Origin of the sequence: Lacihabitans sp. CS3-21 (assembly GCF_024343675.1) — a bacterium.
In the GTDB taxonomy this organism is placed as follows: Bacteria; Bacteroidota; Bacteroidia; order Cytophagales; family Spirosomataceae; genus Leadbetterella.
In genome coordinates, this window is sequence record NZ_RJUD01000010.1 from 40,036 (window position 1) to 54,363 (window position 14,328).

The 14,328-nt window shown below is 35.4% G+C and carries 11 protein-coding genes; 7 read left to right on the plus strand and 4 right to left on the minus strand.

From position 1 onward, the window contains the following. Positions 1-42: 42 nt before the first annotated feature. On the minus strand, positions 43-807 hold the full coding sequence (locus tag EGI24_RS08215; protein ID WP_255047886.1) for a YdcF family protein: 765 nt from the start codon (positions 805-807) through the stop codon (positions 43-45). A gap of 63 nt (positions 808-870) precedes the next feature. Here EGI24_RS08215 and EGI24_RS08220 point away from each other — a divergent pair, with 63 nt between their 5' ends. Further along, complete coding sequence (locus EGI24_RS08220; RefSeq protein WP_255047887.1) at positions 871-2,301, plus strand: TlpA disulfide reductase family protein; 1,431 nt, start codon at positions 871-873, stop codon at positions 2,299-2,301. Positions 2,302-2,507: 206 nt separating this feature from the next. Further along, positions 2,508-3,863: a TlpA disulfide reductase family protein gene (locus tag EGI24_RS08225; protein WP_255047888.1), complete on the plus strand. Its 1,356-nt coding sequence runs from the start codon at positions 2,508-2,510 to the stop codon at positions 3,861-3,863. 212 nt (positions 3,864-4,075) lie between these two features. Here the strand turns inward: EGI24_RS08225 and aroQ are convergent, their stop codons facing one another. Next, positions 4,076-4,492, minus strand: a complete 417-nt coding sequence (gene aroQ / locus EGI24_RS08230) for a type II 3-dehydroquinate dehydratase (protein ID WP_255047889.1) — start codon at positions 4,490-4,492, stop codon at positions 4,076-4,078. Positions 4,493-4,594: 102 nt separating this feature from the next. Between aroQ and hemN the strand changes: the two genes are divergently transcribed. Then, positions 4,595-5,962 carry an oxygen-independent coproporphyrinogen III oxidase gene (gene hemN, locus EGI24_RS08235; RefSeq protein WP_255047890.1) on the plus strand — a complete coding sequence of 456 codons (1,368 nt, stop codon included), beginning with the start codon at positions 4,595-4,597 and terminating at the stop codon, positions 5,960-5,962. Positions 5,963-6,348: 386 nt separating this feature from the next. Here the strand turns inward: hemN and EGI24_RS08245 are convergent, their stop codons facing one another. Continuing rightward, the gene (locus EGI24_RS08245; RefSeq protein ID WP_255047893.1) at positions 6,349-6,774 is read right to left on the minus strand and encodes a hypothetical protein; all 426 of its coding nucleotides are present in this window, start codon (positions 6,772-6,774) and stop codon (positions 6,349-6,351) included. Between the two features lie 89 nt (positions 6,775-6,863). Between EGI24_RS08245 and EGI24_RS08250 the strand changes: the two genes are divergently transcribed. From EGI24_RS08250 to EGI24_RS08265, 4 genes are all read left to right on the plus strand, one after another. Continuing rightward, entirely contained in the window at positions 6,864-7,487 is a 624-nt protein-coding gene (locus EGI24_RS08250) for an ATP-binding cassette domain-containing protein (RefSeq protein WP_255047894.1), read from the plus strand. Then, positions 7,484-8,584 (plus strand): hypothetical protein, encoded by a 1,101-nt coding sequence (locus EGI24_RS08255; protein WP_255047895.1) that lies wholly within the window; start codon positions 7,484-7,486, stop codon positions 8,582-8,584. Before EGI24_RS08250 ends, EGI24_RS08255 begins: the two co-directional genes overlap by 4 nt. A gap of 237 nt (positions 8,585-8,821) precedes the next feature. Beyond that, positions 8,822-12,055: a SusC/RagA family TonB-linked outer membrane protein gene (locus tag EGI24_RS08260; RefSeq protein WP_255047896.1), complete on the plus strand. Its 3,234-nt coding sequence runs from the start codon at positions 8,822-8,824 to the stop codon at positions 12,053-12,055. Between the two features lie 21 nt (positions 12,056-12,076). After that, complete coding sequence (locus EGI24_RS08265; protein ID WP_255047897.1) at positions 12,077-13,609, plus strand: SusD/RagB family nutrient-binding outer membrane lipoprotein; 1,533 nt, start codon at positions 12,077-12,079, stop codon at positions 13,607-13,609. 92 nt (positions 13,610-13,701) lie between these two features. Here the strand turns inward: EGI24_RS08265 and EGI24_RS08270 are convergent, their stop codons facing one another. Further along, a complete protein-coding gene (locus EGI24_RS08270) occupies positions 13,702-14,322 on the minus strand; it encodes a porin family protein (RefSeq protein ID WP_255047898.1) in 621 nt (206 codons plus the stop codon). Positions 14,323-14,328 lie beyond the last annotated feature (6 nt).

Genomic DNA, 14,328 nt, shown 5'->3' on the forward strand with positions numbered 1-14,328 from the left:
TTTAAGTATATTGCTAAATATTTAAATATAATCCATCAATATTTAAATATAACCCATGAATTTGTAAACTACCATTCCAACGAGTTCATTTGCAATAGTTTCTGCATCACTAAGGGTGCCTGAAGAAGGAATTAGGTCTTGGAGTTTGAAATTGTAATTTCTGGAAATCGGACTAGTAGCATACCAATCGGCCTTTAGTTTTTCCTTTTCAAAGCAAGCCAAGGCTCTTTTAAGATGAAATGCCGAAGTTATTACCAAAACGGTTTTTTTGTAATTGGGCAGTAATTGCTTACTGAATTTAGCATTCTCATGTGTATTTATAGCTTTTTTTTCTTGAATAATATCTTCGGGATTTACACCAACTTTGATTAAAAAATCTCTGCTTTTATCGTTTTCGGTAGGAATCAAGGGGTCGATTTTATGAAAACCATCGCCTCCTGAGATCATGATTTTAGTGATTTTCTTGGCTTTATAAAGCTCAGCAGTTTGCCAAAGTCGATCGCTTTGAGGTCCCAAATGAATATTGTCACCCAAGCTTTTAGACTCATTGATTAATCCACCAGTCAAAACTATTCCGAATTCGTAGTTTTTTGAATTAACAATCTCATGGGTGGGGAATTCATACATCTTTAGCATATAATTAATTATGGCTGGGCATGAAAAAATGTAAAGAATTACAAGAAAACCAATGGTCATGCGTTTATTTTTGGTACGGTTTTTAAGCGATAGGTTAAATAACGTAAGAATAAATAGTATTCCGATAGGTTTTAGAAGGAATGCAAGGGTTTTGGAAAGTACAAAAAACATAATGAATTGTTAAATTATATAACCAAATTGGTTAATTTTTTAAATTTGCAAAAAAATCACTGTATGAAAAAATTTGGCCTAATAGTTTTTGTTTTCTTCACAATTATCGCTTCAACTTTTGCCCAAGAAAAACCTGGCTACCACATTTCCGTTAAAATGAATGGTGTTGAACCAGACAAGTTCGTTCATTTGGCCCATTATTATGGATACAATCAATATTTGAAGGTCGATTCTGCAAAAGTTGAAAATGGCGTTTTACATTTTAAAGGTGCCGAACCTTTAAAAGGCGGAATTTATCTAATCGTATTATCTCCAGCAAAATATTATGATATTGTTGTGAGTGGAACTGAGGCCAATTTCACAGTGGAAGCTGATACCGCTGATTTTATAAAAAGTGTAAAGTTTACTGGCACTAAGGAAAATGAGATTCTTTTTGGCTATAGAAAATTTTTAGCTGACAAATCAGAAACTGCTATGAGCATTCAAAAAGCCATGCAAACCCAACAAGACCCTGCTTCGGTTGAACTCAACAGAACAAAAATGAAGAATCTTCAAGAGGAGGTTTCTTCTTACATGAAAAATGCTGTAACCTTAAACGAAAATACCTTTGCAGGCAAAATAATAAAGGCCAATATGGAGCCCGAGTTGCCAAAGGAAGCACCGATATTACCAAATGGAAAGAGAGATTCTACCTATTTGTTTAATTTATACAAAAAGAAGTTTTTTGAGAATATTGATTTTTCTGATGAAAGAATGCTTCGTACGCCATTCATACAATCAAAAGTGGAGAAATACTTCAAGGATTTGGTGTATCAAGTGACAGACTCTATTAATGTGGACGCCGACAGGGTGCTAAAGCTTTCTAAAAAAAATAAAGAAGTGTACCGATATGTGCTTTGGATGGTCACCAATAAGTACGAAAACATAGATATCGTTGGACTTGATGGCGTTTTTGTTCATTTGGCAGAAGACTATTATTTGAAAGATGCCGACTGGTTGGATAGCACTCAAAAGGCCAAATTTCAAGAAAGGGTGAATGTATTGAAGCCTATCATGACTGGAAAAATTATGCCGACCTTAATATTATCGGATACCCTAGGTGTAGAACAAAATTTGGCCAATATTAAGGCCAAATATACTATTGTTTATTTTTATAGCCCTGATTGTGGTCATTGTAAAGACCACGCACCTGAGTTAGTTAAATATTACGAAGAAAACAAAAGCAAAGGAATTGAAGTGTTAAATGTCGCGGTGGATTATGAACTTGATAAAATAAAGAAGTTTGTGAGTACTTATAAAACCGGCAAAATGAGAAACCTTTGGGATGCTAAAGGAAGATATGTTTTCAGAAATAAATTTGATATTTATTCTACTCCAACTAGTTATATTTTAGATAGTGAAAAGCGAATTCTTGGTAAAAGAATTCCTATAGAGGAATTCAATAAATTTATTGAGTTTCATGAGAAAAAATCAATGACACAAAAGAAATTATAATTCAAAAGCCAGTAAATCTGGCTTTTTTTATAGGCCTCTTTTTATTTTAACATTTTATTAAATACCTGTGGCACAAAACTTGAATAACTATTAATATTCAATATTAAGATAAATAAATAATGGTTTTTAGATTTTGCCTTTTCCTTTTTATTATTTGTGCTTCAGTTTTAACGAATGCTCAAGATACATTTACATATGATATTAAAGTGAAATTTAAAGGAATTGAAACCTCCAAAAATGTACAATTGGCTCACTATTATGGTAACGCACAGTTTCTTAAAGTAGATTCTGCCAAGGCTGAAAATGGCATCATCAGATTTAAAGGAACGCAAGGTTTACAAGGTGGAATGTATGTGATCGTACTATCACCATCAGTATATTACGATTTTTTGATAAGCGGTACGGAGCCTCAAATAACCATAGAAGCAGATACTTCAGACTTTTTGAATACAGTGAAATTTACCGGTTCAAAAGAAAACGAAATATTGTACAATTATCGGAAATATTTGGCTGATAAAACCAAGGAAGCCATGGAAGTTCAGAAAGTATTGCGAACCAGTAAGGAGCCGTTGGTTCTGGATGAAAATAAGCGTAAAATGAAGGCAATGCAGGAAGAAGTAAATGCCTACATCAAAAATACTGTAAAAACGCATCAGGACACATTTGCTGGAAAAATCATAAAGATAAACATGGAGCCAGAGCTTCCCACAGAAGTTCCTTTATTGCCAAGCGGAAAGAAAGATTCCACTTTTATGTATAGAACCTACAAAAATAAATTCTTTGAAAATGTAGATTTTTCAGACGAAAGAATGCTGAGAACCCCATTTATTCAGAACAAAGTCGAGAAGTATTTTAAGGATTTGGTTTATCAGGTGACAGATTCAATAACTACAGATGCTGATAGGGTATTACGTTTAGCTCAAAAACACAAAGATGTTTACAGGTTTGTACTGTGGATGATGAGCAATAAATACGAAAATATTAATGTAATTGGCCTGGATGGAGTGTTTGTCCATTTGGCAGAAAACCATTACTTAAAAAATGCTGATTGGTTAGACGCCACTCAAAAGGCTAAGTTTCAAGAGAGAGTGGATATACTTAAACCGATTATTACGGGTAAGGTAATGCCACTGTTGATACTGCAAGACACTTTGGGCAGAGATGTAAATCTAATGGATATTAAGTCTAAATATACGCTTGTGTACTTCTACCGTTATGACTGCGGCCATTGTCAAGATCACGCACCAGACCTAATGAAATTTTATGAAGAAAATAAAGATAAAGGTTTTGCTATTTATCATGCTGGAACTCATGAAACCGGCGATATGAAAGAGGAATTGGAAAAAACAAAAGGCTTTATTAAAAAATATAAAACCGAGAAACTAATCAATGTCTTAGACTTGAAACTTAGGTATGACTTCAGAAAAAGATATGATGTTTACAAAACTCCAACCATATTTCTGCTAGATAGTGAAAAACGAATACTGGCAAAGAGTATTCCCCTTGAAGATGTAAAAGGCTTTGTTGAATTTCATGAAAAGAAATTGGCGGCAAAAAAGTAAGAGACTTAGTGACAGGTTCGACTTTTCTTTGGAAGGCATACTTGTTTTGCTGAGTATGTCGAATCCCAAATCTATTGGCAAAATTAGAGTATTATGCTGAACGTCCCTTTATCAAGCTCATGGCGACGCTTTCACTAGCCCAAAAAGGCACATCGATTTTACTGAGCAGGCACGTTCAAATAACCAATTTCCTAGTAATCAATAACCAGTCTCTACCCAACCAAATAACTTACAGCCAGTTCATATCCCTTTAATCCGAGGCCGCAAATGAGTCCTTTGCATTTGGGCGTAAGGTAAGAATGTTTTCTGAATTCTTCTCTGGCGTGTATGTTAGAAATGTGTACTTCTACAGCAGGGGTTTTTACGCCACCCAATGCATCAGCCAAGGCCACTGAAGTATGTGTGAGTCCGCCTGCGTTTAAGATTATACCATCATAACTGAAACCAATTTCATGGATTTTGTCAATAATTTCTCCTTCATGATTAGACTGAAAATACTCCAATTCAATGGCTGGAAAAACAGTTTTTAATTCGCCGAAGTAATCTTCAAAACTCTTGCTTCCGTATATTTCTGGCTCACGTTTTCCTAAAAGATTGAGGTTGGGGCCGTTAATAATTATTATTTTCATAAATGACAAAAAAACTTAAAAACTACATTATTATTCTCCGAGTGACAAATATCATAAAATATATCTGTTATGATGAGATATTTTTGTCAAAAATTGATTGGAATGAATAATAGACAGGAGTATCTAATAAATAAATATAATGTCGCGGGGCCACGTTATACGAGTTATCCAACCGTACCATTTTGGGATTTGGACAAATTCAATCTTGATAAATGGAAGAATGGAATGCTTTCGTTTGGCAAATCCGAAATTCTAGCGAACGGATTAAGTCTCTACATTCACCTTCCTTATTGTGAAAGCCTTTGTACTTTTTGTGCATGCCATAAAAGAATTACGAAAAATCATGGGGTAGAAACGTCTTATATCGACGCACTTTTGGCTGAATGGCAAATGTATTTGTCCATTTTGACTATTAAGCCTACGATAAAAGAAATTCATTTGGGTGGCGGTACACCCAGTTTTTTTTCAGCCGAAAACTTAGAAAGACTATTGAAGGGCATCTTAAATGGTGCAAATGTTGGTGAAAATCAAGCTTTTAGTTTTGAAGGGCATCCAAACAACACGACAGCAGAACATTTACAGACGCTCTACGATTTGGGATTTAGAAGGGTAAGTTTTGGCGTGCAGGATTATGACCCCATTGTTCAAAAAGCAATACACCGCTTTCAACCCTTTGAGGCTGTTGAAAAAGTTACAAATCTTGCGAGGGAAATTGGATATACTTCCGTGAGTCATGATTTAGTATTTGGCTTGCCTTTTCAAAAACTTGAGTCTGTTAGAAATACCATTTTGAAAACCCTAGAACTTAAACCAGACAGGATTGCTTTTTACTCCTATGCTCATGTGCCATGGATAAAGGGAAACGGTCAAAGGGGTTTTGAAGACGAGGATTTGCCATCAGCAAACGAGAAAAGAGTCTTATATGAAGCTGGAAGGGAGCTTTTTGAGCAGGCAGGCTATGGCGAAGTAGGTATGGATCATTTCGCACTACCTGGAGATGAGCTTTTTGAAGCCATGAATAAAGGGAAGCTTCATCGAAATTTCATGGGCTACACTACGCAAACTTCGCGGGCAATGATCGGTCTTGGGGCTTCTTCCATTAGCGATATTTGGGGAGCTTTTGGCCAAAATAATAAGGATATCGAAGTATATAAAAAAGCTGTTTTTGAAGGCGTACTTCCAATCGATAAAGGGCACATTATCAGTGATATAGACTTGTTTGTGAGAGAGCAAATTTTGAATTTGATGTGTAATTTTAAAACCAAATGGACATTCAAGGAATACGAGACTATTCATACTGATGCTTGGAAAGAAGCCCTTGAGGAAATGGAGCAAGATGGGATTCTAGAAATTCAGAATAACGGGTTAATTGTCAAAGAAAAGGCATTTGTACGGAATATATGCATGGTTTTTGATCGGTATTTAACCAAAAATCAAAAAACAGAGAAGCTATTTTCTCAAACGATTTAACTTAATGTAACTGGTAAAGCTCCAGAATCGCCTGTTTGATAAGTAATGATGATTAGATTCGTTTTCGTAGGCTTCCTTTTCGAAAGAGATGTTTCTATAAGCGACATCCACGTTTTTGTATTTTATTAGGAGCAAAAGCCACTCTGTCAAATACCAAGCATAAAAGGGCAAAATAAGCAATTCTAGTTGCTGTCGGAGGTGTATTTTTTCATGATTTATAATTGTTTTACTTGGGCTTTTATGCTTCAATAAAATAAAAGGCCACAAGGCAATACCAGTTATTTTGGGAAGTCTTATGCCTCTAAGAATAATCACTTTTGCGTATTTTTATTCAAATGTAATTATTTTCAATTTGAATATGAATGTCAACCAATAATCTTTGTGTATCAATATATTTTTTCTAATACCTTCAATTCAATTTTGCCAGAAACTAATCCACCTGATTTTTTTATCGAAACTGTGTACGTTCCACTTTGATTGGGGTTTACATTTTCCAGCAAAACATTTTGTGAATATGACCTAAAACCCGCTGGGCCTTCCCAAAGATATAGAGCATTGGCATGGAAGATTGGTGATTCTAACAATACCTGAGTGCCTTTCAAGACTACTAATTTTTCGTTTTTGATTAGGCTGTCTTTTAGGCTAAGATCTACCGTTTTATTTTTAATAAATGAATAATAGAAAACTCGGCTTGTATCCATCGTTTTACTATTACTGCTATCATTCAAATTCACATGCTTTGCCCTTTTTTCAAACAAAAAAGTAAAAAGAGTTGAGGCCATTATCAATAAAATGGTAAAAAGTTTAATCATATTGTTTATTTTTGGGATACTTGACATATAGGTAAAGCAATTTTTAGACCAAAAGAATTGAAGATGAATATTAATGAACCACCCTTACAATGCTAACCATTAATCGATTTCGAAAAGAATACAATAGTCATGTGGTTTTGGATATTCCAATGCTGCGAATAGCCAAAGGAATACATTGGTTGGTGGGAAAAAATGGATCGGGAAAATCTACCTTTTTTAAGGCATTGGCGGGAATTATTCCATTTCAAGGAGAAATTCTATTTGAAAGTTTTAAACCAAGCCAAGTTGCATGTAAGTTTTTGATTAATTATTCAGAAGCAGAGCCAAAGTATCCTGATTTTGTAAGTGCTAAGGATATTTTAAAGTTTATTGCTTATACCAAAAAATCACCTTCAGGTCAGCTGGAACAGCTAGTCAAACATTTTGGAGTTGACGAATATTGGGAAAATAATGTGGGTACTTATTCAAGTGGAATGCTTAAAAAGGTGTCTCTGGTTTCAGGCTTTTTAGGTAAACCAGAACTTATAATTTTAGATGAACCCTTTATTTTGGTGGACGCTGTTTCTATCGATAAATTATATGAGATCATTTTTCAGACACATGCTCAGTTTGGGACAAGCTTTTTTCTGTCTTCTCATCAAGATTTACTTCCCGAAAAATTACAAATAGATAGCGTATTAATAGTTGATAATAAATCTATTGTTGCAAAATGAATGCTTTAATATCTATATTTCAAAAAGCCATTGTTTGGGATTATTACCGAAGAAACGTTTTGTTTTTATTGGTAATTGTTTTGTTTTCTTTTGGTTTTTTGAGTGGTCAAGAACACAAAACCATCGTAACCCAGGCCTTGGCAGCTTATAAGTTATTGATATACATTGGCTTATTGTGGTTGCTTTATGGTTTTAAATTTTATCTCTTTGTCTTAAGGTCCTTGGGTGATTCAAAATTTCAGTTTTTACACCATATCAGATTGGTCTCTTTTTGGAAAAGAATGATAGTTTGGTTTTATGTCTGTTTTGCATTGAATCAGCTTACATTTCTCTATGCCTTGTTTATGGTTTTTATGGGATTAAGTCTGGGAAAGATTTCAGAAGTGGCATTTATTTTGGGTTGTCAGGTGGTCATTATGATTATTGGAATTACAATTTTTGAGTTTCGAATTAGGAAAACTGCTGAAACTGATTCCAATTTTTCTTTAAAACTTCCTGTAAGCTTTCGTTTTACATTGCCATTATTCTTGTTTTATCATAAATATTTAATCTTTAAAGAACCCGTTTTATTTTTACTTACCAAAGGCTTCAGTATTTTTTCGCTTTTATTCTTTGTTTGGCTATTTCCTACAGATGAATACGATGACAGACTATTCGGAATTGCAGCCATAATTATTGCTGTTTCTCATTTAAAAATATGTTCAGTTTGGCTTGATTTTCAATATAATAGCCTACAGTTTTATCAAAATCTTCCTTTGACTAATTGGATTAAAATCAGCATTCTTTTTTTAATCTATTTAATACTATTAATTCCTGAAATTTATTTAATATTGATCAAAACGTCCAATTATATCGGTATTGGCTTTCAAATCCAATGGGTTTTCTTTGTTCTATCCCTACTTTTATTTACACACATTTATCAGTTCATAATTGTCATTTCGGAAGAAATTAGAATGAAATGGTATTTTTATGGGACCATTTTCTTGCTGATTTTAGTGATGTATAAAACCCCAGTGAGTTTGCTTGTTTCATTCTTACTAATGATTAGCATTTTTCTTTTTTTTAAATTCGAAAACAAATTTGAACTTGAGAAATAGCCAAATGGTCTTCTAATTTAGTTAATCTTATTTTAATCTATGTTTTACCTATATTAAAATGAGATTAAGATTTTATTAAAAAAAATCTAAAAAAATATTTAAAAACCCATAAATTATTGTGTTTTTTTAATATAATGTTAACATTTCTTAACTTTTCTGCTTTTTCTCATAGTGTTATTAATAATTCAAGTCTAGATTAGACCTTTATTATTTTCTTAAACTTTATAAACAGACTCTATGAAAAAAATTCTACTTGTCAGCTTTCTGCTGATTTTGTTGGGTAAGACTTTTGCCCAATCTGTTAACATTTCAGGCCGAGTTACTTCTAGTGATGATAATTCTTCATTGCCAGGTGTGAGTATTGCCGTGAAAGGAACTTCGAAAGGTGTTACTACAGATGGAGACGGGAAGTACAAAATTGCTGCTAATAAAGGCGATGTTTTGTTGTTTAGCTTCATCGGTTTTACAGCACAATCTGTAACAGTGGGAAGCCAAACAGTGATTGATTTGAGCATGAAACCAGATGCCTCGCAGCTTGAAGAAGTGGTGGTAACAGCTCAAGGTATTCGTAAAAACCTTAGAGAGATAGGTTATGCTTACTCTAAGGTAGCTACAGATGATATTACAGTTGGTCGTTCGCCTCAATTGGCACAGGCACTTTCAGGAAAAGTGACTGGTTTGGCAGTTTACAACATCAACAACAGTGTTGACCCGGCAGTTAAAGTGGTTTTGAGAGGCTATAGGTCTTTGACTGGTAACAATGAAGCCCTTGTGGTATTGGATGGTATGCAAACTACTTCAACCGTTTTGGCTCTTATCAACCCTAATGACATAGAGAGTGTTTCTATCTTGAAAGGTGGCCAAGCGGCAACTTTGTATGGTTCTGCAGGTATCAATGGTGCCATTGTAATCACTACCAAAAAAGGTACACAAGGTAAACTAAAAGTAAATTACTCAAACAGTACCAACTTGGAGCAAGTAAGTTTCTTACCTGATTTTCAAGATAAATACGGTTCAGGTTCACACTATTATCAATCATTTGGTTCAGCTGGTTACAGCAGTGACATAGCCACTAGAATGGCTGGAAACTGGAGACCTTATGAAAATCAGCAATATGGCGATGCATTTGATGGATCAGAGAGAATCCAAGGTAGAGTAGCCGAAGATGGTAGCAAATTGGTGGTTCCTTACGCTGCTATTCCTGGTATCAGAAACAAGACTTTCGATACTGGTGTTTCTTCAAATAACCAAATAAGTTTTCAAGGTGGTGATGCTACAAGTTCTTATTACCTATCACTTGAGAATCAATCGATTCGTGGTGTAGTTCCTGAAGATAAAAGCAATAGAACAGGTGTGAGAATGTCGGCTACAAAAGAGCAAGGTAAACTAACTTCAAGCTTTACTGGAGCTTACACACAAGCTAACTTCGACAGAACTTCTGCCGATTTTTACAGTGAGGTTTTGAACCAACCAGCCAATATTCCATTAGACGAATTGAGAGACTGGAGAACAAATCCATTGGCTAGCCCGAACGGTTATTACAACGACTATTTGAACAATCCTTATTTTGTGGCTGGAAATAACAGAAGCAAATATAAGGATGCCAATATCTCAGGAAACATCAGTTTAGTGCACAAAACTACAGATTGGTTGCAGTTTACCAACCGTCTGGGTGTTATGAACAATACCAGAAGCGGAAAAAATACCACAGGTAAATTCTTGTATTCTGACTGGGCTAAAAACAAAGCATACATTCCTGAGCCTTGGACCCATGATGATGATTATGATGGTATCTACAGAGCTATCACTGATATCTTAGGTTCTGTTCAAGATTTTTCAGGTACTGAAAACGTAATAAACAATGAATTCCAAATCCTATTGACCAAAGATTTCGGTTCTTTAGCCAATAAGTTGGTATTGGGAAATAGCGTTTACCAAAGAACTACAAAAGGTATATCTGTTGGTTCTAGCTCTATCGTTGTGCCTGATGTGTATAATGTGGCTAACCGTCAAGGTGAGTTAGGAGGTGGTGAAGCCAATACCATGGAAAGGAAATTTGGATATTATGCTGACTTAACAACCAATTATAAAAACTGGTTGATTTTTAACGGTACATTCCGTTATGATGCTACTTCAAGATTCTACAAGGCGGATCGTCCTAAGTCTTCTTATATGTATCCATATTATGGTGCGGCCTTGTCTTTTATCGCTACAGATGCTATTCCTTCGCTTAAAAGTTCTTTCTTGAACTATGCCAAATTGAGATTCAATGCCAACAAAAATGCTAACGATAACATTTCATTGTATGGTTTGGACTTGGTTTATGGAAACGGAGCTAACTTCCCTTACGGAAACACAGTAGGTTTGACTGTTGGAAACACGCTTCCTGATGGAGGATTAAAACCAGAAACGGTTTACTCTTATGAAGTAGGTGGTGAGTTTCAGTTGTTGAACAACAGAATCACTTTGGATTTGACAGCTTATACCCAAACTTCTAAAGATCAGGTGATTACTGTTAAGGTTCCTAATACCACTGGATTCCCTTTCTTATTAATTAACGTTGGAGAGACTAAAAACTGGGGTTATGAGGCTGATTTGAAGTACTTGATCTTCAGAGATGGTAAATTTAACTGGGATTTCAATGTAAGATATTCGTTTAATGATAACAAGGTAATTGATTTGTATCCTGGCATCACAGAGTTCCAATATGGTGGATTTTCTTATGCTAACACCAACGTTATCGTGGGACAAAGATTCCCTATGTTGAAAACAGACGGTTATCAACGTGCTCCAGACGGTTCTGGCCAAGTTTTGGTTAACGCAACTACTGGATATCCATTAAGACAAACTACGCTTTCAACTAGAGGCGGTACATTACCACGTCACATTGCTGGTCTTGGTTCTAAAGTCTCTTACGGAAACTTTGCTTTCAATTTTAACTTTGAATACAGAGGTGGTAACATGATGTTTAGTGACCTTGGTCGTCAGATGACATTTACAGGAGCTGGCGGTTGGACAGAAAACAGAGGTGCTCAAATATTCCCGAACTCGGCAATTTTAGGTGCTGATGGCAAAACAGTTACGCCTAACACGTCGGTGTATGTACGTGAGCCTGAGTATGCTCTTTGGGTGGATAACTACCGTTTGATTTCGGAAAACTTCGTAAACAAAGGCTGGTTTATCAAATTGAGAGATGTAAACTTGGCATACAATCTTCCAGAAAAACTATTGGCTAAAAGCAAATTGTTTTCAGCTGCTAGTTTGTCGGTTTATGGAAGAAACTTGTTTACAATTGTTGATAAATTCAATTATTATACAGACCCTGAATTCAGTACAATCTCAAGTAACCAATTCAGCGGAGACATCAACGTATTGGCCGGAACAAGCTCAGGCAATGGAATTGGTTTGAACTCTACGAGACAAACTCCTCCTGTACGTCAGTATGGTGTAAACATTAATTTATCGTTCTAATCATCTTAAATTGGATCTAAAATGAAATTTAAAAAATATATTATTCTTGGATTAGTGGCGTTTATAGGAACTTCGTGTTCTGAGTCTTTTTTAGACATCAACACAAACCCTAACACGCTTCCAACGGCCTTGCCTAGCTTTGTATTTTCAAACTCGCTAAACACCTCGGCAGCTAACATGGTTTCGCCAAACGAAACGGGTTCTTATTGGTCGGGACAATGGACACAGTCAAACGGTTACATTATCTCAACTACTACTTTTGCCTATAATTTTACCAATGGTGATTTTAACTATTGGGATGGTTATTATGACAATCTAAATGATTATCAGTTTGTGATCAATAATGCGGATGCTCAAAACCAAAAGTTTTTGAAAGGGCCTGCTAAAATTATGAAAGCTCTTTTGTATCAGCAATTGGTGGATATGTATGGTAGTCTTCCTTACAGCGATGCTTTGAAAGGTGTGGCTTCTTTGGCTCCAAAATTTGATGATCAAAAAGCTGTTTATGATAATTTAATAACACTTTTAGATGAAGGTATCGCTGACGCAAAAGCCAACGCCTTTGCGAGTGCTTTTACCGGCTCTGATTTGGTTTTCAAAGGCAACACCACTAAATGGGTTAAATTTGCTAACGGCCTAAAAATGAGAATTTTGATGCGTCAAGCTCGTGTAAGCGGAAAAGATACTTTTATCAAAGCTGAAATCAACAAAATCGTTACTGAAGGTTCTGGATTTTTAACCTCAGAAGAAGTTGGTGCAGGTGGTGTAGGTTTCTACTTGGCAACTGCTGGTAAATTAAACCCTGTTTATGACAGATGGGGTTATGATGCCAACGGTGCTAAAAGAGCTTTGAATAATTATCCAAGATTAACGCAGTATCTTGTAAATTCAATGAAAGCTTCAGGGGATACTGTTCGTTTGAAAAGAATAGGTTATGCAATAGGCGGTGAGGGTTCTACAGCAGGAGTGAGTTCAAAAGCTGAAGTTTCAGCGAATTATGTTGGAGCTCCGTTTGGTACTAGCTCAGGTTTCTTGCCTGCTGCTTGTAGTGCAATTGGACCAAGTTTATTGGTTAAAGGTGAATTTAACAGACCATATATCCTAATGACAGCAGCGGAAGTAATGTTGCATTTGGCTGAGGCTAAAGAAAGATACGGTGCTGGTGTTAATTTGACTGGTACTGCACAAGAGTATTTTGAAGAAGGTTTGAAACAATCTTACAGAGCTTTTGGTGCTAATTCAGCTTTATCAGCAAACTTCAAAGGTAGTGGAGTTGATAACTATGACTATGTAGCTTCGAAAAACAAATTGAATGCCATTGCTATTCAAAAATGGTTGGCATTGTGTAACTTCAACGGCTTGGATGCTTGGAGTGAATATAGAAAAACTGGTTTGCCAGTAACTCCTCAGAGTATTCAAGTACCTGAAAGTGGACAGAAACGTCCGGTTAGATTCTTTTATCCAAACACGGAGTCAGGATCAAACGCTGAGAACGTAAAAGCCCAAGGAACAATCGATGTGTTCGCTACCAGATTATTCTGGGATGTGGATTGATTTAGGTTATATCAAAATTAACAAAGGTCGCCTCTTTCGAGGCGACCTTTTTCGTTTTAGTAGAGGTTGTTTTAATGATTTTGGGCTGAAATTTAAATAATTTTTCTTCCAATTGTCAACTGCCAGCCAGAAAGTCTTTGACTAAATTGATTGCCATCAAATTGTTTTGATGATACATCAGAAAGACTGCCATCTTTTCTTAAGTCTATATCAAATCCCAATAACTTTATTCCAACTCCTGCTTGATAGCCAAATGTCGATTTTTCAAATGCCTCGTCAGGATTTGCTGTGACTGCTCTTAATTCATCCAAAAATTTACCATCCTCATTTATTTTTATTGAAGCCACTGGTCCTGCGTTAATTCTAAGTCTGTTGAATAACTTATAACCAATCAATACTGGAATATCGATGTTGCTAGTCTTAATATTGACCGAAACAGGACTTCCTCCTCCCAATGGAACCACATCTATTTTCCCACCTTTAGTGGCAAACATCACCTCGGGTTGTAAATATAGTTTCTTTCCAAATCTAGTAAACACGCCAAATGAATAACCTGTTTTGGTGTCTAGGCTCTCATTGAAGTTATTTTTGAAAGAGCCTTCATTTGTATAAATTTTAGAAACGTTTACACCTCCTTTGATACCTAATTGAAACTGTGCGTGAGAATTTTGGATTACTATCAAAGTTGCCAAAACAAAAAATAATTTTTTCATAAATGT

Coding starts and splice junctions, on each gene's coding strand:
- EGI24_RS08215 (WP_255047886.1), bottom strand. CDS start 807: ATGTTTTTTGTACTTTCCAAAACCCTTGCATTCCTTCTAAAACCTATC.
- EGI24_RS08220 (WP_255047887.1), top strand. CDS start 871: ATGAAAAAATTTGGCCTAATAGTTTTTGTTTTCTTCACAATTATCGCT.
- aroQ (WP_255047889.1), bottom strand. CDS start 4,492: ATGAAAATAATAATTATTAACGGCCCCAACCTCAATCTTTTAGGAAAA.
- hemN (WP_255047890.1), top strand. CDS start 4,595: ATGAATAATAGACAGGAGTATCTAATAAATAAATATAATGTCGCGGGG.
- EGI24_RS08245 (WP_255047893.1), bottom strand. CDS start 6,774: ATGATTAAACTTTTTACCATTTTATTGATAATGGCCTCAACTCTTTTT.
- EGI24_RS08250 (WP_255047894.1), top strand. CDS start 6,864: ATGCTAACCATTAATCGATTTCGAAAAGAATACAATAGTCATGTGGTT.
- EGI24_RS08255 (WP_255047895.1), top strand. CDS start 7,484: ATGAATGCTTTAATATCTATATTTCAAAAAGCCATTGTTTGGGATTAT.
- EGI24_RS08260 (WP_255047896.1), top strand. CDS start 8,822: ATGAAAAAAATTCTACTTGTCAGCTTTCTGCTGATTTTGTTGGGTAAG.
- EGI24_RS08265 (WP_255047897.1), top strand. CDS start 12,077: ATGAAATTTAAAAAATATATTATTCTTGGATTAGTGGCGTTTATAGGA.
- EGI24_RS08270 (WP_255047898.1), bottom strand. CDS start 14,322: ATGAAAAAATTATTTTTTGTTTTGGCAACTTTGATAGTAATCCAAAAT.